This window comes from Nitratireductor luteus, assembly GCF_026162365.1.
In the GTDB taxonomy this organism is placed as follows: domain Bacteria; phylum Pseudomonadota; class Alphaproteobacteria; order Rhizobiales; family Rhizobiaceae; genus Chelativorans; species Chelativorans luteus.
Map to the genome: position 1 here is coordinate 1 of NZ_JAOANW010000007.1, position 24,566 is coordinate 24,566.

At 63.2% G+C, this 24,566-nt stretch carries 25 protein-coding genes; 7 read left to right on the forward strand and 18 right to left on the reverse strand.

From position 1 onward, the window contains the following. Window positions 1-468: 468 nt before the first annotated feature. Entirely contained in the window at window positions 469-2,406 is a 1,938-nt protein-coding gene (locus N1058_RS10740) for a M23 family metallopeptidase (protein ID WP_265517529.1), read from the forward strand. 31 nt (window positions 2,407-2,437) lie between these two features. Here the strand turns inward: N1058_RS10740 and N1058_RS10745 are convergent, their stop codons facing one another. The 9 genes from N1058_RS10745 to N1058_RS10785 all read right to left on the reverse strand — a co-directional run bounded on the left by N1058_RS10745 (window position 2,438) and on the right by N1058_RS10785 (window position 14,384). Beyond that, window positions 2,438-3,910, reverse strand: coding sequence for a L,D-transpeptidase family protein (locus tag N1058_RS10745; RefSeq protein ID WP_420847973.1), 1,473 nt, complete (start codon window positions 3,908-3,910; stop codon window positions 2,438-2,440). A 119-nt stretch (window positions 3,911-4,029) separates the two neighbouring features. Then, complete coding sequence (locus N1058_RS10750; protein ID WP_265517530.1) at window positions 4,030-4,404, reverse strand: MmcQ/YjbR family DNA-binding protein; 375 nt, start codon at window positions 4,402-4,404, stop codon at window positions 4,030-4,032. Window positions 4,405-4,426: 22 nt separating this feature from the next. Further along, entirely contained in the window at window positions 4,427-7,045 is a 2,619-nt protein-coding gene (gene clpB / locus N1058_RS10755) for an ATP-dependent chaperone ClpB (RefSeq protein ID WP_265517531.1), read from the reverse strand. 207 nt (window positions 7,046-7,252) lie between these two features. After that, window positions 7,253-7,942 (reverse strand): DUF4167 domain-containing protein, encoded by a 690-nt coding sequence (locus N1058_RS10760; RefSeq protein ID WP_265517532.1) that lies wholly within the window; start codon window positions 7,940-7,942, stop codon window positions 7,253-7,255. 346 nt (window positions 7,943-8,288) lie between these two features. Continuing rightward, on the reverse strand, window positions 8,289-9,164 hold the full coding sequence (gene prmC / locus N1058_RS10765) for a peptide chain release factor N(5)-glutamine methyltransferase (protein ID WP_265517533.1): 876 nt from the start codon (window positions 9,162-9,164) through the stop codon (window positions 8,289-8,291). Beyond that, window positions 9,157-10,233 (reverse strand): peptide chain release factor 1, encoded by a 1,077-nt coding sequence (gene prfA, locus N1058_RS10770; protein WP_265517534.1) that lies wholly within the window; start codon window positions 10,231-10,233, stop codon window positions 9,157-9,159. The genes prmC and prfA overlap by 8 nt, the downstream gene beginning before the upstream one ends. A 13-nt stretch (window positions 10,234-10,246) precedes the next feature. After that, on the reverse strand, window positions 10,247-12,517 hold the full coding sequence (ptsP, locus tag N1058_RS10775; RefSeq protein ID WP_265517535.1) for a phosphoenolpyruvate--protein phosphotransferase: 2,271 nt from the start codon (window positions 12,515-12,517) through the stop codon (window positions 10,247-10,249). Window positions 12,518-12,584: 67 nt separating this feature from the next. Continuing rightward, window positions 12,585-13,859, reverse strand: coding sequence for an aspartate kinase (locus N1058_RS10780; RefSeq protein WP_265517536.1), 1,275 nt, complete (start codon window positions 13,857-13,859; stop codon window positions 12,585-12,587). Between the two features lie 135 nt (window positions 13,860-13,994). Next, the gene (locus N1058_RS10785) at window positions 13,995-14,384 is read right to left on the reverse strand and encodes a VOC family protein (RefSeq protein WP_265517537.1); all 390 of its coding nucleotides are present in this window, start codon (window positions 14,382-14,384) and stop codon (window positions 13,995-13,997) included. Window positions 14,385-14,477: 93 nt separating this feature from the next. On the opposite strand from N1058_RS10785, the gene N1058_RS10790 reads away from it, so the two are divergent. The 3 genes from N1058_RS10790 (at window position 14,478) to ubiG (ending at window position 16,055) form a co-directional block, all read left to right on the forward strand. Beyond that, the gene (locus N1058_RS10790) at window positions 14,478-14,825 is read left to right on the forward strand and encodes an ArsR/SmtB family transcription factor (protein ID WP_265517538.1); all 348 of its coding nucleotides are present in this window, start codon (window positions 14,478-14,480) and stop codon (window positions 14,823-14,825) included. Continuing rightward, the gene (locus N1058_RS10795; RefSeq protein WP_265517539.1) at window positions 14,797-15,222 is read left to right on the forward strand and encodes an SRPBCC family protein; all 426 of its coding nucleotides are present in this window, start codon (window positions 14,797-14,799) and stop codon (window positions 15,220-15,222) included. The genes N1058_RS10790 and N1058_RS10795 overlap by 29 nt, the downstream gene beginning before the upstream one ends. Before the next feature lie 89 nt (window positions 15,223-15,311). After that, on the forward strand, window positions 15,312-16,055 hold the full coding sequence (gene ubiG, locus N1058_RS10800; protein WP_265517540.1) for a bifunctional 2-polyprenyl-6-hydroxyphenol methylase/3-demethylubiquinol 3-O-methyltransferase UbiG: 744 nt from the start codon (window positions 15,312-15,314) through the stop codon (window positions 16,053-16,055). Window positions 16,056-16,130: 75 nt separating this feature from the next. Here the strand turns inward: ubiG and N1058_RS10805 are convergent, their stop codons facing one another. The 4 genes from N1058_RS10805 to N1058_RS10820 are packed head-to-tail and all read right to left on the reverse strand — an operon-like array spanning window position 16,131 to window position 18,484. Continuing rightward, the gene (locus N1058_RS10805) at window positions 16,131-16,556 is read right to left on the reverse strand and encodes a DUF1178 family protein (protein ID WP_265517541.1); all 426 of its coding nucleotides are present in this window, start codon (window positions 16,554-16,556) and stop codon (window positions 16,131-16,133) included. After that, window positions 16,553-17,404 carry a carbon-nitrogen hydrolase family protein gene (locus N1058_RS10810; RefSeq protein ID WP_265517542.1) on the reverse strand — a complete coding sequence of 284 codons (852 nt, stop codon included), beginning with the start codon at window positions 17,402-17,404 and terminating at the stop codon, window positions 16,553-16,555. Before N1058_RS10810 ends, N1058_RS10805 begins: the two co-directional genes overlap by 4 nt. Continuing rightward, window positions 17,401-17,682 (reverse strand): glutaredoxin 3, encoded by a 282-nt coding sequence (gene grxC, locus N1058_RS10815; protein WP_265517543.1) that lies wholly within the window; start codon window positions 17,680-17,682, stop codon window positions 17,401-17,403. Before grxC ends, N1058_RS10810 begins: the two co-directional genes overlap by 4 nt. 25 nt (window positions 17,683-17,707) lie before the next feature. Then, a complete protein-coding gene (locus tag N1058_RS10820) occupies window positions 17,708-18,484 on the reverse strand; it encodes a ComF family protein (protein ID WP_265517544.1) in 777 nt (258 codons plus the stop codon). 91 nt (window positions 18,485-18,575) lie between these two features. Here N1058_RS10820 and N1058_RS10825 point away from each other — a divergent pair, with 91 nt between their 5' ends. Beyond that, window positions 18,576-19,460 (forward strand): methyltransferase domain-containing protein, encoded by an 885-nt coding sequence (locus N1058_RS10825; protein WP_265517545.1) that lies wholly within the window; start codon window positions 18,576-18,578, stop codon window positions 19,458-19,460. Between the two features lie 31 nt (window positions 19,461-19,491). Here N1058_RS10825 and N1058_RS10830 read toward each other — a convergent pair whose 3' ends face one another. Next, window positions 19,492-19,659, reverse strand: coding sequence for a Flp family type IVb pilin (locus tag N1058_RS10830; protein WP_265517546.1), 168 nt, complete (start codon window positions 19,657-19,659; stop codon window positions 19,492-19,494). Window positions 19,660-19,765: 106 nt separating this feature from the next. Continuing rightward, window positions 19,766-20,080 carry a hypothetical protein gene (locus tag N1058_RS10835; protein WP_265517547.1) on the reverse strand — a complete coding sequence of 105 codons (315 nt, stop codon included), beginning with the start codon at window positions 20,078-20,080 and terminating at the stop codon, window positions 19,766-19,768. A gap of 149 nt (window positions 20,081-20,229) precedes the next feature. Here N1058_RS10835 and N1058_RS10840 point away from each other — a divergent pair, with 149 nt between their 5' ends. Next, window positions 20,230-20,508: an acylphosphatase gene (locus tag N1058_RS10840; protein WP_265517548.1), complete on the forward strand. Its 279-nt coding sequence runs from the start codon at window positions 20,230-20,232 to the stop codon at window positions 20,506-20,508. Between the two features lie 155 nt (window positions 20,509-20,663). Further along, window positions 20,664-21,854, forward strand: a complete 1,191-nt coding sequence (locus tag N1058_RS10845; RefSeq protein WP_265517549.1) for an NADH-quinone oxidoreductase subunit D — start codon at window positions 20,664-20,666, stop codon at window positions 21,852-21,854. A gap of 54 nt (window positions 21,855-21,908) precedes the next feature. On the opposite strand, the gene N1058_RS10850 is transcribed toward N1058_RS10845, so the two are convergent. The 3 genes from N1058_RS10850 to argJ all read right to left on the reverse strand — a co-directional run bounded on the left by N1058_RS10850 (window position 21,909) and on the right by argJ (window position 24,461). Beyond that, window positions 21,909-22,322 carry a (deoxy)nucleoside triphosphate pyrophosphohydrolase gene (locus N1058_RS10850; protein ID WP_265517550.1) on the reverse strand — a complete coding sequence of 138 codons (414 nt, stop codon included), beginning with the start codon at window positions 22,320-22,322 and terminating at the stop codon, window positions 21,909-21,911. Further along, on the reverse strand, window positions 22,319-23,098 hold the full coding sequence (locus tag N1058_RS10855; protein WP_265517551.1) for a GNAT family N-acetyltransferase: 780 nt from the start codon (window positions 23,096-23,098) through the stop codon (window positions 22,319-22,321). The genes N1058_RS10850 and N1058_RS10855 overlap by 4 nt, the downstream gene beginning before the upstream one ends. Window positions 23,099-23,219: 121 nt before the next feature. Next, entirely contained in the window at window positions 23,220-24,461 is a 1,242-nt protein-coding gene (argJ, locus tag N1058_RS10860; RefSeq protein ID WP_265517552.1) for a bifunctional glutamate N-acetyltransferase/amino-acid acetyltransferase ArgJ, read from the reverse strand. Between the last annotated feature and the right edge of the window lie 105 nt (window positions 24,462-24,566).

Below are 24,566 nucleotides of genomic sequence, written 5' to 3' on the forward strand. Positions count from 1 at the left end.
GGCCTAAAAAACCCAAGGCCCAAAGAGTGTCGCTCACGCGGCTCTCATGATTACTAACCAACAAGGCCAAACAACCCCGCCGCCAGCGGCGAGCCGCCCTCGTTGGTGAGGCGTATATAGGCGGGGGCTCACACCTCTGTCAACGGCCATCATCGAGTTTTTTGAATTTTTTGCGACAGTCCACAATCGCGGCATAAGCGGCGCGCATACGCGCTCTGTTAAAGGAATTTTAAACTGTTAATGGCCGCGTTTCCGACTTCTCTGGAGACATTGAGCCATATTGGAGCCCCATTCGCGACCTAGGCATGCAACGCGTTGAATCGCTCCTTCAGGGGGACGCGCTTCGGCGTTGGCTGCCGGCGCAGCGATCCACCGAATTGACTTGGACGCAGCCGGCGGGCAGAAACCATAAAGACAGGGGCGACGCACCGGCGCATGCCGGTTCACAACCAAAGAGCATCAGCGGCGTTGGACAATAAAGGTTCCACAAACACGACGCTTGGCAACGAGCCGCCGCTCGTTGCCGATGGACGTAGCGGCCCGCCGGATCGCCGCGAGATTTCCGCGCGATGGCTGCTGGGCACGTTTCTGACAGGCGTCACGTCGACCGTTCTAATGGGTGTCGCGCTCTCGGCCGCCCTCGATGGCCGCGAGCAATTGGCCACCCCTCCCGAACTCGTCGGGCTCGGCGAGATGGCGCACGGTTCCGGCGAAGCGGCCAAGAACGCCCGTCTCATCCCTTCGCGAACAGTGACCAAGCCTAGCGACCGCCGCCGCATGGAAGTTTCCACGGTCCTGAAGGAAGGCGACCGCGAGGTCGTGCGCACCCTTCCCTTTGTGCATGTCCGGATGGCGCTCGCCGCCGGTCACGCCGCCGGCCGCGACTACCCGCCATTCGATCCGCTGACGGTATTCGCCGAGGACGGCGCCACAGCGAACACGCAGACCGGCCTCATCTACGGCGCGCGCGTCGAGAGCGAAGTCAGCCTGCGCACCCTTCCATTCCCCCTGAAGAATGCGTCCTTCGACGAAAACAGCGACCTTTCGGCCGAAGAGGTCGAGGAGGTCGTTCGCAATACCAGCGCCATCCTGACTGATGGCGATATCCAGGTCGCCGCACTTCACTATGTCGATCCGCAGCGCTTCGGCGGCGATGCGCTGGCCGCCCAATCGCTCGCCAATTTCGGCGTCCGCATCGTGCAGGAGAATGTATCCGTCGCACCGATGACGAAGCCGACTGGTCCGTCGGAGGGCTTCGCCGAGGACGTCGTCTTCTTTCAGACGGATCAGGACATCACCGACGCGCTCGCCAGCTCGGGCTATGACGGACAGGACGCCGCCAACATGGCGGAGGCGATCGCCAAGCTGATGAACAGTAAGGCACTGAAGGCCGGGACGATGCTGCGGGTCGGCGTTCTGGTCGAGGGGGAGACGAGCCGCATCGTCCGCACCAGCGTCTATGACGGCCGCCAGCACATCCTAACCATTGCCGTCGATGATCGCGGCCAGCACGTGCCGGCCGAGGAGCCCGATGCAGACCCCGAACTGCTGGCCATGCTGGACAACGAGCCCCAGCCCACGCGTGCCCGCGCCGACCTGCCGCGCACCTATGACGCCATCTACAATGCGGCCTATTCCTACGGTCTCAACGAGCGTCTGACCCAGCGGCTGATCAAGCTGCTCGCCGCCGATGTCGACTATCAGTCGCGGCTTTCCTCGTCGGACCGCATAGAGGTGTTCTTCTCGCAGCCGAATGAAGATGGCAGCGCCTCCGAAAATTCGGAGCTGCTTTATGTTTCGGCGGCGTTCGGCGGCAAGGTCCGCACCTATTACCGGTTCCAGATGCCCGACGGGACGGTCGACTACTTTGACAGCGAAGGGAAAAGGTCAAAGCCCTTCCTCTTGCGAAACCCCGTGCCGAACGGCCGCTTCACCTCCGGCTTCGGCATGCGCCGCCATCCCATCCTCGGCTATTCGCGCATGCATACGGGCGTCGACTGGGGGGCCCCGCGCGGCACCCCCATCATCGCACCGGGCGACGGAATGGTGGAAAAGGCCGGATGGGCCGGCGGCTATGGCAGGCAGACGATCATCCGTCACGCCAACGGCTACCGCACCTCGTACAATCACCAGAGCGCCATCGCCAAGGGCGTGGTCCCCGGCGCGGCGGTCCGCCAGGGCCAGGTGATCGGCTATGTCGGTTCCACCGGCCAGTCGACGGGCAACCATCTGCATTACGAAATGATCGTGAACGACCGGAAGGTCGATCCGATGCGTGTGCGCCTGCCAGAAAGGCGCGCGCTCGAGGGCGAGGCCCTTGCCTCGTTCGAACGCGAGCGCAAACGCATCGACGAATTGCTGGGCGATTCCTTCGACACGCCAGTGCCCGTCGCCAGAGCCCAGTAGAAGGCCGGGCTCTCCGCTCTTGCCGGGAAAGCTACTCCGCGAACTCGACGGTCACGCCGGGTTTAACCCTTTTCGCCAGTTCCTGTGCATCCCAATTGGTCAGGCGCACGCAGCCGTGGGAGGATGTCTTGCCGATCTTGGACGGCTCGGGCGTGCCGTGGATGCCGTAGGTGGGTTTCGACAGCGCGATCCAGATCGAGCCCACCGGCCCGTTCGGCCCCGGCGGTATGGTCAGAACCTGATCGTTTTGGCCCTGCTTGAAATTGATCTTTGGGTTGTAAGTGTATTCCGGATCAAAGGCGACGCGCGCCACCTCGTGGGTGCCCGTCGGAGAGGGCGTATCGGCTGAACCGATGGTCGCCGGATAGGCCCCGACCAGACGGCCACGCTCATCATAGGCGCGCACCTGCTTGGCACTCTTGTCGGCGACGATGCGCGCCACTTTCGCATCGGCCGGTTCCCCCGGATTGACCACTTTGATCCGAGTTCCTGGCCGGTTGAAATAGGCGTCGGGATTGAGAGCGGTCAGATATTTCTCGTCCATATGGAACCGCTCGGCGAGCATCTCGCTCACCCGCGTGAATCCCAAGCGCTCCAGCTTGGCTTTCTCGCCGTAGTCCTCGGGAACCGACGCGATATACGGCCCGGCCGCATCAGCCGCGGTGATCGTGTAGTCGATGAAGGCGGGACCGCCGGTCTTTTCCAGCTCAGCCTCGATCCATTCCTTGTCATAGGTCCTCAGCCGCTGTCCGGTGATCTCCTGATAGGCGCTGATGGCCTTGTTCACATTGTCGCCGGTGCGCCCGTCGATCACGCCGGGCGAAGCGCCCGCGCGATCGAGGAGGACCTGGAATTGCGCCACGTCCTCACTGGCGCCGCGCGCACCTGGGACCGTAACGGCACGCTGGTCGCCAGGCAGCGCCGGCCGCAAATTGTCGCCGCCAGTCGGCGGCAGGCCCGTTTCATCCCGGGGAACGGCGGCATAATCGTCACGTCCGCTTGCCGGCGGATCCAGCGGTTCGCGGCGCACGTCTCCGCCATCACGCCATTCGCCCGGCTCATTGGCAAAGCCGCCGAAGTCGTCATAGTCGGGCTCGCGCTCATAGTCGTAGTCGTCAAACCCCCGATCGCGGTAGCGGGGGTCGCCATAAGGCGGTGGCTCGCGCGCGATAATGGCTTCCCGGTCGCGACGAAGCCGTTCCAGATCTTGCGGGTCGGTGAGATCGTAGCTGCGGCGGCCAAGCTCCCTGTCACGCGCCGCGCGGCGCTCGACGGGCGGCGGCTGCAGGGGTGGACGCTGCACGACCGGAGGGCGGATTTCAACAACCCGGCCAGTTCGCGGATCCACCACGACCTCGCGGCCATACTGGTCGATATAGACGTCGAAATCATAGGCCTGCGCAAGCTGAACCGCCGGCGCATCCGCCATGCCATCTGCGAATGGAACCGCGCCGGCCTGCGAAGCCATAGCTAGCCCTGAGAAGAACGGCAGCAAATAGCGCATCAATTTCGGCCCCCGATCGATGTTGTCAATGCCGCATCGCACATGCCTGCGGAGCAGTATTAGCGGTTAGGACATGAACCGGGCATGAAAATGGCTGAATGGCCGCCGCCGGCGTTCAGTCACCGTTCCCGCCAGGCTGTAAAACCGAGCTCTCGCTGCAGTTTCCGGGTCAAACCCAGTGTAACGAGGCGATGACTCTCCGCCAGGTATTCGCATAGCGCCTGATCGTCCATGGCTTCGTCAGTCTGTCGCTGGATCCATTTCATTCCGCATGATGCGAGATAGGGTGCGGGGCGCAATCCCGGCTGCTCGCTGAGAATGTCGAAGGCAACCGGTGAGCATTTGAAGGTGACCGCGAGCGCCGCGCCGTCGCTCCAGCCGCCGACGGCGAAAACCTTGCCGCCCACTTTCCAGACATGCGCACCGCCCCATTGTACCACATGGGTGGCATGGGGCAGCGAGGCGCAGAAGCGATTGTAGTCGTCAAGCGTCATCTGCGCCTCCCCGGTGGCGATTTCAAGCAGCCTGCTCGGCCGCGCCCGAAGCGTCATTGCGGCGGGTGCGGAAATTCAGGCGATCCGATCCCGCCGTCACCTTGACGGTGGAGCCGTCGAGAATGTCGCCGAGCAGGATCTTCTCGGCTAGCGGATCCTGCAAGTCCTTCTGTATGACCCGCTTCAGCGGCCGGGCGCCGTAGGCCGGATCGTAGCCCTTGTTGGCGAGCCAGGCGACAGCCTCGTCGTCGAGTTCGAGCTGGATCTTGCGGTCCGACAGAAGGCGCTCCAGCCTTTCGAGCTGTATCCTGACGATCTGCCCCATATCCTCGCGACGCAGCCGGTCGAACAGAATGACCTCGTCGACGCGGTTGAGGAACTCCGGCCTGAACGAGGCGCGCACGACGTTCATGACCTCGTTGCGCACCTTGTCCACGTCCTCGCCCTCACCGAGACCGACCAGATATTCGGCGCCGAGATTCGACGTCATGATAATCAGCGTGTTGCGGAAATCGACCGTGCGGCCCTGCCCGTCGGTCAGCCGGCCATCGTCGAGCACCTGGAGGAGCACATTGAAGACATCCGGATGCGCCTTCTCGATCTCGTCAAAGAGGATTACCTGATAGGGCCTGCGGCGCACCGCTTCCGTCAGAACACCGCCCTCCTCATAACCGACATAGCCGGGAGGTGCGCCGATCAGCCGGGCAACGGAGTGCTTTTCCATGAATTCCGACATGTCGATGCGCGCCATCGCATGCTCGTCGTCGAACAGGAAATTGGCCAGCGACTTGGTGAGCTCCGTCTTGCCCACGCCCGTGGGACCGAGGAACATGAAGGAGCCGATTGGCCGGTTGGGATCCTGAAGACCGGCGCGGGCGCGCCGCACTGCCTTCGAAACCGCCTGCACGGCCTGGCCCTGCCCGACGACCCGCTTGGCAAGCTCATCTTCCATGCGCAGCAGCTTGTCGCGTTCGCCTTCCAGCATCCTGTCGACGGGAATGCCGGTCCACCGCGACACGATATGGGCGACGTGATCCGGTGTCACCGTCTCCTCGACCATGCCGCCCGGCGCACCATCTTCCTGCGCCTCGGCCTCCGCCAGCTTTTTCTCAAGCTCGGGAATGACCCCGTAGGCCAGCTCGCCGGCACGCTGGAATTCACCCTTGCGCTGGGCGATGGCAAGGTCGTTGCGCGCCTCGTCGAGCTGCCGCTTGAGGTCGGCGGCAAGGCCGAGCTTGTCCTTCTCCGCAGCCCAGCGGCTGGTCAGCCGGGTGGATTCTTCCTCGAGCGCCGACAGCTCCTTCTCCAGCTTCTCCAGCCGATCCTTGGAAGCTGCATCCTTTTCGGCCCTCAGCGCCTCGCGCTCGATCTTGAGCTGCATGATGCGGCGGTCGATCTCGTCCAGCTCTTCCGGCTTGGAATCGACCTGCATGCGCAACCGCGCAGCCGCCTCGTCCACCAGGTCGATGGCCTTGTCGGGTAGAAAGCGGTCGGTGATGTAGCGGTTGGAAAGGGTGGCGGCCGCAACCAGCGCTGAGTCGGAGACCCGCACCTTGTGGTGCTGCTCGTATTTTTCCTTCAGGCCCCGCAGAATGGAGACTGTATCCTCGACGGTCGGCTCGTTGACGAAGACCGGCTGGAAGCGGCGGGCAAGGGCAGCGTCCTTCTCCACATGCTTGCGGTATTCGTCGAGCGTGGTCGCGCCGACGCAGTGCAGCTCGCCGCGCGCCAGCGCCGGCTTCAGAAGATTCGAGGCGTCCATGGCCCCATCGGCCTTGCCCGCGCCGACAAGCGTGTGCATTTCGTCGATGAACATAATGACGTCCCCGCTCGCCGCGGTCACTTCCGCGAGCACCGCCTTCAGCCGCTCCTCGAACTCGCCGCGGTATTTCGCGCCGGCGATCAGCGCACCCATGTCGAGCGCCATCAGCCGTTTGTCCTTCAGCGATTCGGGTACATCCCCATTGACGATCCTGAGCGCCAGTCCTTCGGCAATCGCCGTCTTGCCGACACCGGGCTCGCCGATCAGCACAGGGTTGTTCTTGGTGCGCCGCGATAGCACCTGGATGGTACGGCGGATTTCATCGTCACGGCCGATCACCGGGTCGAGCCGGCCGGAGCGTGCATCCGCCGTCAGGTCGCGCGCATATTTCTTGAGCGCGTCATAGCCCTGCTCCGCGCTCGCCGAATCAGCGGTGCGGCCCTTGCGAATATCGTTGATCGCCTGGTTGAGAGCAGTCGGCGTGACACCGGCCTTTGCCAGGATATCAGCCGTCTTGGCGGATTTTTCCACCGCGAGCGCCGTCAGCAGGCGCTCCACGGTAACGAAGCTGTCGCCGGCCTTTTTTGCCATTTCCTCGGCGGTCGCGAAGACCTTGGCCAGAGGCTGGGCAAGATAGAGCTGGCTATTGCCGCCCTCCACCTTGGGCATGGCTTTCAGCGCCGCCTCGACGCCCAGGCGCACATCGCGCGCGCTGCCGCCCGCCCGCTCGATCAGCGAGGCTGCCAGCCCATCGTCGTCGTCGACCAGCACTTTCAAGACGTGCTCGGGCGTGAATTGCTGATGGTTTTGCGAGAGCGCATAGGTTTGCGCCGACTGGATGAAACCACGCACCCGCTCGGAATATTTTTCAATGTCCATATCTGTCTCCATTTCCGCGCCGACCCGCTCAGCGGCATCGGTCACGACCAATGCGACGGGTCCCCGCGATCGAAAACCGACCGATTGTGGCAGACCCAACCTGCTGTGGATATGGGAACATTGGGCGAAGCGAACAAGATTGAGCGCAAACGAAAAGCGGCGGGCCGAGCCCGCCGCTTTCAATGAATTTCGGCAGCAAGGAAAGCGTCAGCCCTGGGCTGCGACTTCCTCATTGACGCTCGCCTCGGAGGCGTCCTTCTTGGCGGCCGCATCTTCCGAACCGGCTTCGTCGGGCTTCTTGGCGCGCGGCCTGCGGGTGCGCTTGGCAGGCTTGGGTGCAGCCTCCTCGCCATCCTCCGATACCGGCGCGCCCGCATTGTCCGCCTTCGCTGCGGTTTCGTCTTCGCTTGCGCCGTTCGGTTTGTTCCGGCTGCGTCCATCGGACCGTGCACCGTTGCCTCGGCTCGACTCGCGATCTTTCAGCGCAACTTCGGCCGGCGTGCCTTCGATGACGGGCTGCGGCCCGGAACCGTCGCCGGACCGCTGGCGCGGCTGCTCCGGCATGTTGTCGGCGAAACGATCGTTGCGATCGTCATTGTCGTCGTCATTGTCGTCGCGCATGTCACGATCATTATCGTCACGGGGATCGCGCGTGCTCTGCTGCTGCGCTTGCGCCTGTGCTGCGGCGATGATGCGGTTGTAGTGCTCGGCGTGCTGCAGATAGTTTTCCGCCATGACCCGGTCGCCGGAGCTATGGGCGTCGCGCGCCAGAGTGGTGTATTTTTCGGCAACCTGTTGGGCGGTTCCGCGGATTTTCACGTCCGGCCCGTTGCTTTCGTAGCTGCGGGTAAGGGGATTGGGTCCCTTGCGGTTGTTGTTGTTACCGCGTCCGCGCATACGCCTGTTCTGCTGTTGTGGCCTCATTCCATTCTCTTTGTTTGAGACAGCTAATGATTTGTATTGTGATCAACGGAGAAGAGCGCGCTCACGCGCTGCATTTCTCGCAATTTTCCCTTGGCGGTCTACCGCATCCGTAAGGCGGCCGCGAATGCCATCCCGTTCCGCTTCGTGTTCACTTGCCCGATGATCCCCGCACGAAGCATATGCGTCGAAAACGCAAAAAGGCAGTCTGTCCGCGGGAACCGAATCGATAACGGCACTGCCTGCTTCGTCTCATCCGGCAGGCGGAAACTAGCGGCATTGCCAACGCTTGCCAAGTCTTTTTTCGCCTTCGTCTTTTGCCTCAACAGGCAATGAACAATATAGCCCGGTCATGTCCCGCGAGATCGGCCGCAGCATCTGCCGCCTGAAAACTGTTTGAAGCGAATATTTCTTTAACATCAGCCGCTTGGCTGCTTCCTATCTCGACGGCAATCGCTCCCGCTGCGTTCAGGTGCCCGACCGCCTCTGCGGCGATTTGCCTGTAGGCATCGAGCCCGTCCACCCCGCCATGCAATGCATTGACCGGGTCATGCTCGCGCACTTCCCGGGAAAGTTCGTCCATTTCAGCCGTTGCGATATAGGGCGGGTTCGACACGATGAGATCGAATGATTCCTCGATTTCGCCGAACCAATCGGACCTTCTGGTCACGAACCGCTCGCTATACCCGTTCATATCGGCATTGGTCCGTGCCGTTGCAAGGGCATCATCGGAAATATCGGTGCCTACCGCGCGGGCCTCCGGCACCGCGCTCAGGAGCGCGAGCGCGATGGCGCCCGTCCCGGTCCCCATGTCGAGAATGGTGCAGCTCCCCCGGCGGCGGACGGTTTCGCGCAGATGCGGCAGCACCAGATCGACCAGCGTCTCCGTGTCCGGCCGGGGCTCCAGCGTCTCCGCCGACAGCATCAGCTTGAGCCCGTAAAATTCCCGGTAACCCAGTATGCGATGAACCGGCTTGCCTGCCGCCCTCTGCCGCGCGGCGGCAAGGACGGCCATGGCTTGTGCGGCGGCCACCGCCCGACCGGGCGATGCGATCAGATCGGCCTGCGTTATGCCGGCAAAATGCTCGACGATGAGGCGGGCATCATAGGCAGCGCCCGCTATACCGGCCTCCTGGAGAATGGTCCTTGCCTGCCGCAGCAAAGCGTCCAGCGTGCCGGGCAGGCGCGCTTCACCCATCTGCCGTTGCCGCAAGCAGCTTGGACTGATGGTCGGAGATGAGCCCGTCGATCACCTCGTCCAGCTCGCCCTCGATCACGCGGTCGAGCTTGTAGAGCGTCAGGTTGATGCGATGGTCTGTGATGCGCCCCTGCGGGAAATTATAGGTGCGGATGCGCTCGGAGCGGTCGCCCGTTCCCACCTGCAGCCGGCGCGCCTCCGAGCGTTCGTCGTCGGCCCTGGTGCGCTGCGCGTCGAACAGGCGCGCGCGCAGGATTTGCATGGCCCGCGCTCGGTTCTGGTGCTGAGACTTCTCCGCCTGCACAACGACGATGCCTGTCGGGATATGGGTGATGCGCACGGCCGAATCCGTGGTGTTGACATGCTGCCCGCCCGCGCCGGAGGCGCGCATCGTGTCGATGCGCAGGTCTTCCGTCCTGATATCGACGTCGATTTCCTCCGCCTCCGGCAGCACCGCCACCGTCGCCGCCGAGGTATGGATGCGCCCCTGCGCCTCGGTCGCCGGCACGCGCTGCACCCGATGGACGCCAGATTCGAATTTCAATCGCGAGAAAACGCCCTTTCCGGAAACCGTGGCAATGATTTCCTTATAGCCACCCGCCTCACCCTCGCTGGCCGATACGACCTCGACCCGCCAGCCCCGCTCGGCAGCATAACGCTCATACATGCGGAAAAGATCGCCGGCGAAAAGCGCCGCCTCGTCGCCGCCCGTGCCCGCGCGGATCTCCAGGATGACGTTCTTGTCGTCGGCCTCGTCCTTGGGCAGCAGCAGAAGCTGGAGATCGGCCCGCAGCTTCTCTACGCGCTCCTCCACCGTCTCCAGGTCGGCTTCCGCCAGTTCGCGCATTTCGGCGTCGGTCGATTTGTCGGCAAGCATTGCCTCCAGGTCGCCGAGCTCGTCTTCTGCCTTCCTGAGCGAGCGGATTGCGTCCGCAACCTCCTGGAGGTCGGAATATTCGGAGGCAAGCTTCACATACTCGTCCGGCGACGGGCCGGCCGCCATCTGCGCCTCGATCATCTCGAAGCGCTTCAGCACCTGGTCCATACGCTCGCGCGGCAATTCGGTCATGGCATGTTTTCAGTCACAGAGGAATGTCATGTTCGCTGGCAAACTGCCGAAGCTCCGCGCGGATATCGGTTTTCGCAGCGTTCTTGGCAAGGGCAATCTCCATGCGCTCGCTCAGCGCCTCCAGCGGCAGCTCACACAACATGGCCTTAACCGGGCCGATCGAGGCCGGGGCCATGGAGATAGCCCGATAGCCTATCCCCAGAAGCGCCATCGCCGAGATCGGCCGCCCGGCCAACTCGCCGCACAGCGTCACCGGCTTGTCCGCTTTCCTGCCGGCTTCCGCGATCTGCCGCAGCAGGCGCAGGAACGGCGCGCATAGGGGATCGAAGCGGTCGGCAATGCGTGTATTGCCGCGATCGGTCGCCATCACGAACTGGAAAAGATCGTTGGAGCCGACCGAGACGAAATCCACCGCGCTCATCAACTCGTCCAGTTGCCACAGAAGCGAGGGCACCTCCACCATCGCTCCCAGCTTGAGGCTGGTCGGCAGATGATGGGCGAATCGAGACAGGTGGCGCACCTCCCGATCGATGATGTCGCGCGCCTTGGCTATCTCGGAGATTTCCGTCACCATGGGCAGCATCAGTTTCAGTTCGCGCCCGCCCGATGCCTTCAGCAGCGCCCGAACCTGCGTACGCAACAGGCCGGGACGATCGAGCGTCAAGCGAATGGCGCGCCAGCCGAGCGCCGGGTTTTCCTCCTGCTGCACACCCTTGAAATAGGGCAGAACCTTGTCGCCTCCAATGTCGATGGTGCGAAAGGTGACCGGCTTGCCGTCCGCCGCATCGATCACTTCCCGGTACAGACGCTCCTGCGCCTCCACCCGCGGGAAGGTCGACGCCACCATGAACTGCAACTCCGTGCGGAACAGCCCGATACCCGCCGCGCCGGACTGGGCAAGCTGCGGCAGGTCCACCGCCAGCCCGGCATTCATCAACAATTCGACAGCCACGCCGTCCTTGCTGACCGGCGGCCGGTCGCGCAACTCGCGGTAAAGCTGCTGCCGCCGCGCCCTGAACCGGACCTTCTCCGAATAGGCCGCCTCGATATCGGCTTGCGGGCGCAGATGAACCTGCCCTTCCTCGCCGTCCACGATGATCGCATCGCCATTTTCCGAGAGCGAAACCGCACCCTTGACCTGGCCCACCGTCGGCAGGCCGATGGCACGGGCGACGATCACGATGTGGCTCGTCGGCGCCCCATCTTCAAGCACCAGGCCGCGCAGCTTTTGCCTCGGATAGTCCAGCAATTCGGCGGCGCCCATGTTGCGGGCGACCAGTATCGCGTCCTTGGGCAGCACTTCCGCCAGCGCATCCGGGCCCCGCCCCATGAGCTGCCGCAGCAGCCGGTTGGCCAGGTCATCGAAGTCGCTCATGCGCTCGCGCAGATAGGGATCGGTCATGTGCAGCATACGCGCGCGCATGTCGCTCTGCACCTTTTCCACCGCCGCCTCCGCCGTAAGGCCGTTGCGCACCGCCTCTTCCAGCCGCCGCACCCAGCCGCGGTCGTTTGCGAACATGCGGTAGGCTTCCAGCACCGCACGGTGCTCGCCCTCGAAAGCCACGTCGCGGCGCGACAGCATGTCATCGATGGAAAGGCGCAGCGAACTCAACGCCACCTCCAGCCGCTCAATCTCCTGGTCGCTGTCTTCGTTGAATAAATTGGTGACGACGACGCGCGGTTCGTGCAGGACGACGTGGCCGAGCCCGACGCCCTCGTTGAAAGAGAGCCCGTCCATGCTGACGGAGCGGCGCAGGTCGAGCTCCATGCCGGGACGCGTCAGCCGCGCCAGATCGCCCGTGGCGATCATTTCGGCAATGACCATCGCCACGGTTTCCAGCGCTTCCATCTCGTCGTCGCGATAATGGCGCTTGGTGCGATTCTGCACGACCAGCACGCCGAGCGTTCGCCCGGCGCGAAGCACCGGCACACCGAGGAAGGAATGATAGATCTCCTCGCCCGTTTCCGGCAGATAGGCGAAAGCCGGATGCTTCTGCGCGTCGGACAGGTTGAGCGCGCGGGCGCTCGCCGCGATGGTGCCGACGAGGCCCTGGCCCAGCCTCAGCTGCGCAAGGTGGACCGAGCCGGGATTAAGACCTTCGGTCGCATAGAGTTCGAGAAAGGAATCGGCCCGCAGAATATATAGCGAGCACACCTCGGCTACCATGTTCTGGGCGATTTCGCGCACGATGCGGTCGAGCCGCTCCTGCGGCTCGAGCGCCTCCGCCATCATCTCGCGAAGACGCCTCAGCAAAACACGTGGACCGGCGGTTGTCTCTCGCATCGGACCCCTCTTTTAGGTGCTGCCCCGCGACAGCACTAAAAAGAGCGGTCGGCGGGAACTCTTCCAGTTATTGCTTATCGAGACCGTAGACAGAATGCAAAGTCCGCACGGCCAGTTCCGCGTAGGCGCCGTCGATCAAGATTGAAATCTTGATTTCCGAAGTTGTGATCGCCCGGATGTTGATTCCCTTCTCGGCAAGCGCCTTGAACGCCGTTGCCGCAACGCCTGCATGGCTGCGCATGCCGATGCCGATAACCGATACCTTGACCATCCCGGCCTCCGACTGGATGGCGTCGAAGCCGACCTGTTCGCGCACCTTATCCAGCACGTTCAGGGTTTTGTCGAGGTCGCCCGTGGGCACGGTGAAGGTCATGTCCGTGCGCGAACCATCTTCCGAGATGTTCTGCACGATCATGTCGACATTGATATTGGCTTCGGCGAGCGGCCCGAAAATCCCCGCCGAAACACCCGGCCGGTCGGCCAGGCGGCGCAGCGAGACCTGCGCCTCATCCTTGGCATAGGCAATGCCGGTTACGACTTGCTGTTCCACGATCTCTTCCTCGTCGCAAATGAGCGTTCCGGGCGGGTTGTCGAAATCGCCCATGCCCGGCGCATCCGGGTCTTCGAGCGACGATCTTACAAAGGTCCGCACCTTATACACCATCGCAAGCTCGACCGATCGAACCTGTAGCACCTTCGCTCCGAGCGAGGCCATCTCCAGCATCTCCTCAAAGGAAATCCTGGAAAGACGGCGCGCCTTCGGCTCGACGCGCGGGTCCGTGGTATAGACTCCGTCCACATCCGTATAAATATCGCAGCGGTCGGCCTTCACGGCGGCGGCCATCGCCACCGCACTGGTGTCGGAGCCGCCACGGCCCAGCGTCGCAATACGGTTGTCCGGCGCCAGACCCTGGAACCCGGTGACGACGGCTACCTGCCCCGTTCCCATCCGGCGCACCATCTCGCTGCCGTCGATCTCGAGGATGCGGGCAGCGCCGTGCGCGTTGTCCGTCTGGATGGGCACCTGCCAGCCCTGCCACGACCGGGCGTCAACCCCTATCGACTGCAGCGCGATGGCCAGGAGACCGGCCGAAACCTGCTCCCCGGACGCAACGATGGCGTCATATTCGCGCGCGTCGAAGAAAGGTGAACTGCCTCCCGACGCCTTCGGCATGTCGCGCGCCCAGCCGACCAGCTCATTCGTCTTGCCCGCCATGGCGGAGACGACGACGGCCACTTCGTTGCCCGCGTCGACCTCGCGTTTGACGTGGCGCGCGACATTGTGGATGCGGGCGATGTCGGCGACGGACGTCCCGCCGAATTTCATCACGATGCGCGCCATGGTCGCAAGCTGCCTTTGCCTGGAAGTTCCGGTCGCCCGATCGGGCGGTTTTTCAAGCGGCCGCGACGGCGGATTCACGCCACGGCCGCGATTTCCATAGCCAAAAGCCCGTATATTCGCAAGCGATGCGCGCGCCTATTCCTTCAGTGGCGAGCCGATGGCCCAGCTATGGCCGAACGGGTCGCGCAACTGCCCGTACCGGCTTCCCCAGAAGGCGTTCTCCAGCGGCATGGTCGCGGTTGCTCCGGCATCGACGGCCCGCTGATACCATTTGTCCGCATCGTCGACTTCCAGATGGATGGTGACTCCGCGCGGCGCATCCACCGACATGCCATATTCGGGAAACAGGTCCCACATCATCAGATCGCTGCCGTTGATGCGAATATGCCCATGCATCAGGCGCTTGCCGTCCTCCGCCTCGGCCCGGCTCACCTCTTCGGCGCCAAAGGCCCTTTTATAGAAGTCGATGGCCGCAGCCGCGCCGTCGATGGTGAGGCATGGGATGATTCCGTTCAATTGCCGCATGGGAAATCTCCTCCTGGGAAAACAACTGCCGCTTGACGGGAGCATGGCACCGGATTAACTGACATTCAAGCCAATACTTGAATGAGGAACCGAATGGCGCGAGGCTCGGCCGCACACGATGTTTTCGGCGCGATCGCCGACCCGACGCGCCGGCGTATTCTTGAACGCTTGGGCAATACGGAACGCTCGGTGAACGAGCTGACGGCGGGCACCGGCCTCACGACCTCCGCCATCTCCCTGCATCTTCAGGTGCTGCTGCGCGCGGGTCTGGTAAGCCGGCGCGTTGCCGGCCGCCATCGCTTCTATCGTCTGGACCCTGCGCCGCTGCGCGACGTGGCGGATTGGGCAGCGCAGCTTTCAGCATTCTGGGCCCACAATCTCGACCGCCTGCAGCAACTCGCCGAGGAAAAGGATGCTTCAAGCAATCGAACTGAGGATTGAGCGGCGCATCGAGGCCTCGCTGGCCACCGTATGGGCCTGCATCACGACGCCCGAACTGATTGCCCACTGGTTCTTCACCGTCGACTTCAAGCCGGTGGCGGGCCACCGGTTCACGGTCACCGGCGCAAGCGTTCCCGGCTGGCGCGGATGGACCAATGTCGAGATTCTGGAACTCGAACCGCCGCACAGGATGGTCTGGAAGTTTGACTGCGTGGATGAGGCGCCACCATCCCGCGTGACTTTTGATCTTACCGAGGAGGGCGGAGGGGTGCGGCTGGTTCTCACCCATGAAGGCGAAGTGCCCGCAAGAACCCGGCAGTTGCTGAAGGAAGGCTGGTCGAGCTACCTGCCCCGGCTGGCGGGGCTGGCGGGGCTGGCGGCCAAGATGCCGTCTTGACATTCGGCCCGCAGGACCCGACTTCATGGCAACGCGTTTGCGCAAGCCCAGGCGGCAATCAGTGGAAACCAGAAGGGACCGGCGACGCCATGCCCCAGGCACGACAGACATCCATCGACCCGCGAGAAGTCGAGCGTTTCTCCGCGCTGGCAGCCGAATGGTGGAATCCCAACGGCAAGTTCCGACCCTTGCACAGGTTCAATCCAGTACGCCTTGCCTATATCCGCGATCACGTCGCGGCGCATTTCGGCCGCGACCCGCGTGGCACGAAGCCGTTTGACGGGCTGCGCATCCTCGACATCGGCTGCGGCGGCGGGCTCTTGTGCGAGCCCATGGCCCGGCTCGGCGCGGAAATTGTCGGCGCAGACGCCTCCGAAACGAATATCGAAGTGGCAAGGCTCCACGCCGCCGAAAGCGGTGTCAATATCGACTACCGAGCAACGCTCGCCGAAACCCTCGCCGACGAAGGCGAGAAATTCGATGTCATCCTCAACATGGAAGTCGTTGAGCATGTGGCCGACGTCGACTATTTCATCGAAAAATGCGGCGAGATGCTCAAACCCGGCGGCCTGATGTTCGTCGCCACCATCAACCGCACCACGAAAGCCTGGGGTCTGGCCATCATCGGCGCCGAATATGTGCTGCGCTGGCTGCCGCGCGGCACGCACCAGTACGAAAAGCTCGTGCGCCCGGCTGAACTGGAGAAGGCCCTGGAGCAGGCAGGCCTTTCCATCAAGGAAAAGACCGGCGTCGTCTACAACCCGCTCGCCGACCGCTGGCAGCGCTCGAAGGACATGGATGTGAACTATATGGTGCTGGCGGAGAAGCCTTAGAGCGTCCCTTGTTGCCGGTTTATTCGGCTGTCAGGCGATTCCACCCGACGGCAAAAGCCTCGCGGCATCTCAGGGTTAGTTCCGATCCTCGGGAAACACCGGCAGCGGCAGGAAGTCGACCCCATCCTCCACCAGCCCCTTCACGTCCTCGGTCGTCGCCTCGCCATAGATGCCCCGCGGGTCGGTCTCGCCGAAATGGATTTTTCGGGCTTCCTCGGCGAACTTGTCCCCCACGTAATCGGCGTTCTCGCGAACCTTCTCGCTCAGCGCCTTGAGCTTCGCCAGCGCCTGCTTCTGCTCATCGCCCATGGCCAGTGCCACCTGCGATTTCTTGCGACTGGTGGAAACGGCGGGCGCCATCAGCGCCTTGTGGACATCGTTGGAGCCGCAATGCGGACAGGCAACGAACCCCTTCTCGTTTTGAGCATCGAAATCCGCGCCATTGCGGAACCAGGCGTCGAAACCATGATCCTGCGCACAGACAAGATCGAAACGGATCACGATACAGTCTCCGCGTAGAACGCTCGCGCAAGGTTGAACTCGCGCGCATTGGCGAGATTGGGGATCTTGCCGCGCGCCGCGCGCGACTGCTCCACGTCGATGTCGGCGACGACCACCGCCGGCTCGTCATGCGCGGCTTCCGCCAGCACCTTGCCCCATGGGTCGACGATGATGGAATGGCCATAGGTCTCGCGCCCGTCCTCATGCCTGCCGCCCTGGGCCGCCGCGATCAGGAAGGCGCCGTTCTCGATGGCGCGGGCGCGTGTCAGGACATGCCAATGCGCCTCGCCCGTCTGGCGGGTGAACGCGGCGGGCGCTGTCAGCACCTGCGCGCCGGTCATGGCCTGGGTGCGGAAAAGCTGCGGGAACCGCAGATCGTAGCAGATCGCAAAACCGAGCGCGGCCATGGGCAGATCGACCACTAGCGTCGCTTCGCCGGGGGCGTAAGTGGCCGATTCCCGCCAGCTTTCGCCATTATCGAGATCGACGTCGAACATGTGGATCTTGTCATAAGTGGCGATACGCTCGCCGTCCGGACCGAAGAGGAATGCGCGGTTGGCGACCTTGCCACCGCCCACGGCGATCGCCGTCGACCCTACATGCACGAACAACCCGCATTCCCGGGCCAGTCGCGCCGCTCGGGCCACCAACGGGTCCTTCGCTTCGTCGGTGATGTTGTCCAGAAGCTGCGCCCGGTCCCGCACCAGCAGACCTGTCATCTCCGGGCTCTGCACATAATGCGCACCCTGCTTTGCCGCATCGCGGACCAGCCGCTCGAATTCGGCCACATTGGTCGCGACCGTCATGCCCGAGCGCATCTGAAGGGCTGCTGCGCGGAAGGTCGTCATTGTACAGCTCCGCCAACACCCTGCTCGGCCAGCAGATCGTCGAGCCGGCCATCGGCCTCCAGCGCGAAAAGCTCGTCGCTGCCTCCTACATGGGCATCGCCGATGAATATCTGCGGAAAAGTCGCACGGCCATTCGCCCGCTGAATCATCTCCTGCCGCAGTTCGGCGGAGAAGCTGGCGTCGTGTTCGGTGAAGTCGACACCCTTGTTTTCGAGCAGGCGTTTTGCGCGGCTGCAATAGCCGCACCCCATCCGCGTATAGATCGTCACATTCGGCATATGTACACCCAAGTCCCTTTGACGCCTATATAAGTGCGTCCTCGTTTTCAGCAAAGTCCCCCGGCAGGACTCTGGCAAAAGTTATCACATCGACGGTCAGCGCGCCTGCCCGCTTGAGCGACCGCGCGGCGGCGGCCACCGTGGCCCCGGTGGTATAGACGTCGTCGACCAGCAGCACCCGGCGCGCACGCACGATATGGTTGCTTTCGTCCGGCACGAGGAAGGCGCCGCGCACATTGGCCTCCCGCTCCCGCGCGCCGAGCCCCACCTGCTGCCGCGTCTTGCGCTTGCGCACCAGTGCCGAGCTCGAATATTCGAGGCGCGCCAGCCGCGCGAATGCCCGCGCCAGCTCGGCCGACTGATTGAACCTCCTGGCAAAGAACCGCCGGCGATGCAGCGGCACCGGCACCACGACATCGCAGTCTTCGGCAAGCTCCTTTCCGGCCCGCAGCATCCACCGCGCCATCCAGGGCGCCAAGTCTGTGCGGTCGGCGAATTTCAGCCCCTGCACCAACCGCCGGGCAACACCGTCGTAGATCACCGCCGAACGCGCCCGGGCGAAGGGCGGCGGATTGGCGATAGCCTCGGCCGACAGAAACCCCTCGCCCATATCATGGCTGAAAGGCGTGCCCATGACCGGGCACCAGGGCTGCTCCAGAAAACGCACCTTCGGCCAGCAGGAGGCGCAGAGCGTACCGGGCCTGGCGGTCAGGTTGCGGCATCCAAGGCAGACCGGCGGGAACAAAAGTCGCGACGGTATCGACAACACCGCCCGCACCATGTCGGTCTCGAGCAATCGCATGACTTGTCCACCCCCGTCCGCTCTCCCATCTTTGCATCATATCCCAAACGTGCGATGGCAAGCACCTCAAGAATGGAAGTCCGGCGAACAGATGGCCGCAATATTCGATACCGAACTGCTGGCGGCGCGCAAGCGGCGCGCATTGAGGCAAGGCGACCAGGGCGCGCATTTTCTGATGCGCCGCGCGGCGGAGGATTTGTCCGAGCGCCTGGCGACCGTCGAACGCCGGTTCGAGGACGCCGCCGCGATCCACTGCCTGACGGAGGATGCTGCCCGGATACTCCGCGACAGTGGCAAAGTCGGGCGCGTACGGCGCGTAGAGATGGACGAAGCGCTGATCGCGGGCAACGAAGACGCCGTATCGGCTCAGCCGGAAGTCCTGCCGTTGGAGCCAGAAAAACTCGACCTCGCCGTCTCGCTTCTCACCCTCCACGAGACCAACGATACGCCCGGCATGCTGGTGCAGATCCGCCGCGCGCTCAAGCCCGACGGCCTGTTCCTTGGCGCCATGAGCGGCGCCGGCACGCTCCAGGAGCTCAGGCAGAGCCTGCTCGAAGCGGAAACGGAAATCTGCGGTGGCGCGGCGCCGCGCATCAGCCCGTTTGCCGATGTGCGCGACGTTGGCGCCCTCCTGCAGCGCGCCGGCTTTGCGTTGCCGGTGGCCGATCTGGAGACGCTGACGGTGCGATACGACGACATGTTCGCACTCATCAGGGATCTGCGCGCGATGGGCGCCACCAGCGCGCTTGCCGAACGCAGCCGCAGGCCACTGCCCCGCGCCGTGTTCCTGCGCGCCGCCGCGATCTACGCCGAGCGTTTCGCAGATGCGGACGGCCGCGTTCGCGCGACCTTCAATATCGTGTGGATGTCAGGCTGGGCGCCACATGCCTCACAGCAAAAACCGCTCAAGCCGGGCTCAGCGAAAATATCGCTCAAGGAAGCGCTGTCGGACGCGATGGAAACGCCCCGCAAATAGCCCCGCAAATAGCATCGAGTCGGGACGCGGATCAGCCGCCGGCCGCATCCAGCTCCTTCGCTGTGGAAGTGTAGCTGTCGGAGATCGCCCCGCCCAGGGCGGTGGCGCCGCTGATGATGCCGATCGATATAAGAAGGGCAATCAAGGCATACTCGATCGCCGTCGCACCATTCTCGTCTGACAGGAATTTCTTCAACATCACGATCCCACCTTGCGGACTGCGACCAAGATTATGGGCAATTCCGTTAAGAAACCTTAACGGCGACGGCCTGGGATTTGAGGAACGACTTCCGGTAAGGCGTGTTCTAGCAGGCACCGGTTCGCACGCCATTGGCGCGGATGACGCAGACTGCAGAGGGTGTCGGCTGCAGAACGCTGCGACGGAGGGTGATCGTCTCGCCCCGTCGCTGCGGCAGCGATCCGGTGGTCGTGCGGTCGATGCCGATGCCTTGTATCGCCGCGCTACGCGATTGCCTGTCCGCAATGGGCGTGAGGATGAGCGCCAGCGCGATGCCAGCCGATCCGAACAGAAGCGCCAGCCGCAGCGCGCCCACGCCGGCGCTTGCCATGCGCGAAAACGAGCCAAATCCGGTGGGATGTTCCTGATGCTGCAAGTTCACGCGCCCCTCCAGCCATACTGGACCAACTGCTCATGAGGCGCCCCGACACGCCGATGATGAAAATTCTCATCATTGACTGAAGGAACCATTAACGATGGCTTCCAGCGTATCTTCAACTATGCTGGTCGATGATGAAAGGACTGTCTGCGATGGCTACGGTTGCCGTTAGCGCGCGGATCACTGGACGGGTCCAGGGGGTGGCGTTTCGCGCCTGGGCCCAGGCAGTGGCCGAACATCACGGTCTTTCGGGCTGGGTCCGCAACGAACCCGACGGTTCCGTTCGCGCCCTCATCATGGGCCCGGCACCCGATGTCTCCGCGATGGTGCGGGCTTTGGGCAAGGGGCCGCCCGCCGCGCACGTCGCCGGTGTAACAACCCGGACAGTCGAACCAGATCCGGAAATCTCTGGCTTCCAGATCACCCGATAGGGCGCTGTGAGACCAAGGCAAAACGCGCGCGATCACAAAGTCACGCAAGACAGGAACAAGCTCGAAGTACCGGCCGTTTCAAGAAGACTGGTGCTCAATTTGAACCCACTGATACCAAGGGCCATGGATAACGACCGGTCTGATTTGAGCGTTAAATGACGGAAGTCTCAGTACGCAATTTTACGATCAACTTCGGTCCCGTACACCCGGCAGCGCACGGTGTGTTGCGACTGGTGCTTGAACTCGACGGGGAGGTGGTCCAGCGCGTGGATCCGCATATCGGGCTTTTGCACCGGGGCACAGAAAAGCTCATCGAGAACAAGACATATCTCCAGGCCCTGCCCTACTTCGATCGCCTCGACTACGTCGCCCCGATGAACCAGGAGCATCCCTTCTGCCTGGCGGCTGAGCGTCTGCTCGAAATCGAGGTGCCACGGCGCGGCCAGCTCATCCGCGTGCTTTTCTCCGAGATCGGCCGGCTGCTTTCGCATCTCCTGAATATCACAACGCAGGCGCTGGATGTCGGTGCGCTCACGCCGATTGCATGGGGTTTTGAGGAACGCGAAAAGCTCATGGTCTTTTACGAACGTGCTTCCGGTGCCCGCATGCACGCCAATTATTTCCGGGTTGGCGGCGTGCATCAGGATTTGCCCCCGGATCTGCTCGACGATATCTGGGCCTTTTGCGATCCGTTCCTGAAAGTATGCGACGATCTCGAAGGACTGTTGAGCGAGAGCCGCATCTTCAAGCAACGCAATGTCGACATCGGAAAAATCGATCTCGACGACGCCTGGGTCCGGGGCTTTTCCGGCGTGATGGTGCGGGGCGCAGGCGCAGCCTGGGATCTCCGCAAGGCACAGCCTTACGAATGCTATTCCGACCTCGATTTCGATATTCCCGTCGGCAAGAACGGCGACTGCTATGATCGCTACCTGGTGCGAATGGAAGAGATGCGTCAGTCAGTGCGGATCATGAAGCAATGTCTTGAAGAATTGAGACGTGCGGAAGGCCAGGGACCGGTTGCCACCAAAGATCACAAGATCGTGCCTCCGCCTCGCGGTCTCATGAAACGCTCGATGGAAGCGACGATCGAGCATTTCAAATTGTACTCCGAAGGCCATCGGGTACCGGCCGGCGAGGTCTATGCCGCTGTCGAGGCCCCCAAGGGCGAGTTCGGGGTCTATCTTGTCTCGGATGGCACCAACAGGCCTTACCGGTGCAAGATCCGGGCGCCTTCCTATGCACATTTGCAGGCGATGGACACCTTGAGCCGCGGGCACATGTTGGGCGATGTCTCTGCAATCGTGGGATCGATCGATATTGTGTTCGGGGAAATCGACCGTTGATGCAGCGCTATGAGTGTTTATCGCAGGTAATCCGGACCAGAATCTCAACAGACTTTAAAGCAGGTCGATCAGGAACGGGATGAGCGGCGCATCCGCCGGCGGCATCGGATAATCGCGCATCCGGTTCGGCCGGACCCATTTTATCGCCTGCCCCTCGCGCGGATGGGGAATACCCCAGAAGCGGCGGCAGATATAGAGCGGCATCAGGAGATGGAACGTCTCATAGGAATGGCTGGCGAAGGTCAGGGGAGCCAGGCACGCCGTCTTGGTCTCCAGGCCGAGCTCTTCTTCAAGCTCGCGCACCACGGTCTGTTCCGGGGCCTCTCCAGGCTCGACCTTGCCGCCGGGGAATTCCCATAGGCCCGCGAGCTGCTTTCCCTCTGGGCGCTGGGCGATGAGCACCCGCCCGTCGGCATCGACAAGCGCACAGGCGGCCACCAGCAGCACTGGCTTCGCGTCGGCCTTCATCGGTTTCCTCCCGGCTGGCGGTAGTGATAGCGGTAGATTTCGCGAAAACCCACCGAACGATACAGGCCAAGTGCCGCGACGTTGTCCGCTTCCACCTGCAGCCATGCCACGGTCGCCCCTCGCAGCCGCGCCCATTTCAGCGCGGAAAGCAGCGCCCGGCGCCCGAAGCCCTTGCCCCGCATGCCCTTGGCCGTCGCCACTTCGAACAGCCCGGCAATGGCGCCGTCATGCACGCAGATGGCGGTCGCCACCGGCTGCCCGTCCTGCTCGAGGATGAAGTGCCCCGCTTCCGGCTTGATCGAACCCACGAGCTCCTTGAAGCCCGGCCTCAATGCCTCGTCATAGCCATGCACGCTGAAGGCAGCGGAGACGAAGCGTCCCAGATCTTTAAGCGGGATCTGGTGCATCGCATCGTCGACCACACTGTCGCTTAAGGGCAGACGCATCACGATCGATTCGGAAAGATAGCTCCAGCCTTCGTTGTCCAGGAACTGACCGATGGACGGCGCGGCTAGCGGCGAGAGGCGAAAGGTCACCGTCCGCCCGATCGCTTCGAAATGCGGCCGCGCCCGGTCGATGCGCATGTCGATGTTCCGCGCGTCGCCAGGGTCGAGCGGGTTGATGGAGTTGAGGCGCTTGGCCGGGTATCCGGCCGTCAGCCGCACCGCCCACGTTCCGTCATAATAGACATTTGCCGCCGGCCAGGCCCGGAAACCGGCCCCTTCGAAACGCCTGATCGTCGCCAGTTCCACCTGCGCCTCGTGTTGCACGCCCAATCAACCGCCCTCAGAGCCTGTTTTGAAATTGGGCAAGGCTAGTCGAAAATAGTGATTTTCGAGCCCGGACCGCAGGAGATTGCCATTCGCCGGCAGGCATCACGAATTTCAAAACAGGCTCTCAGCTCCGATAATCGCCGTTGATGGCAACATATTCCTTGGTGAGATCGCAGGTCCAGACCGTCGCGCTACCCCGCCCGATGCCGAGGTCCACGCGGATGGCTATCTCATCCCGCTGCATGTATTCGGAGGCCTGTTCCTCGGAATAGCCATGATCGCGCTCGCCTTCGAAGGCCACGCGAATATCGCCGAACCATATGCTCAGCAGATCGCGCTCGGCCGGCTCTCCGGCTTTGCCCACGGCCATCACGATGCGCCCCCAATTGGCATCCTCGCCGGCAACCGCCGTCTTGACCAATGGCGAATTGGCGATGGAAAGCGCGATGCGCTTGGCCGAGCGCGCGGATTTGGCGCCGGTCACGCTGATTTCCACCTGCTTGCGCGCGCCCTCGCCGTCGCGCACCACCTGCAGCGCCAGCGTCTTCAGTAATTTGCCCAGGGCGCGCTTGAACGACGAAAGCCGACCGTCCTTGGGGTCCGTGATCCACGGCGCGCCGCGTTCGGCCGCCTTTCCGGTGGCGAAAAGCATCAGCGTATCACTGGTCGAGGTATCGCTGTCCACAGTAACGGCGTTGAAGGTCTTGGCGGTGGCCCTCGCCAGCATATCCTGCAGCACAGGCGCGGCGATTGGCGCATCCGTCGCCACGAAAGAGAGCATCGTCGCCATGTCCGGCGCGATCATGCCCGCGCCCTTGGCGATTCCGTTTATGGTCACCGTGCAATCGCCCAGCTTGGCCGAAGCGGTGACGAACTTGGGATAGGTGTCGGTGGTCATGATGGCGTGCGCCGCCTCTTCCCACCGTCCGCCTTCGGCGCCGGCCGCCAGGTCGTCCAGCAGATGGGTGAACCGACCCGCCTCCAGCGGCTCTCCGATGACACCGGTAGACGCCAGGAAGACCGTGTCGGGCTCCGCACCGGCGGCACGCGCCGCCGCTTCCGCCGTCAACGACGTCGCCTCACGCCCCTTCTTGCCGGTAAAGGCATTGGCGTTGCCGGAATTGACCACCAGTATCCGCGCTTTGCCGCCGGCAAGGTTGCGCCGGCACAGTTCGACCGGAGCTGAGGGGCATCTGGACCGCGTGAAGACACCGGCCGCCGCCGTGCCTTCGTCAAACACCATGACCAAAAGGTCCTTGCGGCCCTTGTACTTGATGCCGGCCTCGGCAACGGCGATCCGCGCGCCGGCGATTTCCGGCATTTCGGGGTAGGACTTGGGCGCAAGTGGGGAGATAGATGCAGACATCCGAACTTCCGGTTCACATACTGGCTCGTCCGCTTCGTCTGCCCGATAATATTGGCGGACGCAAGCCGAACAGCTGGCGCAAAAAAGCCGCGCCGCCCGCCATGT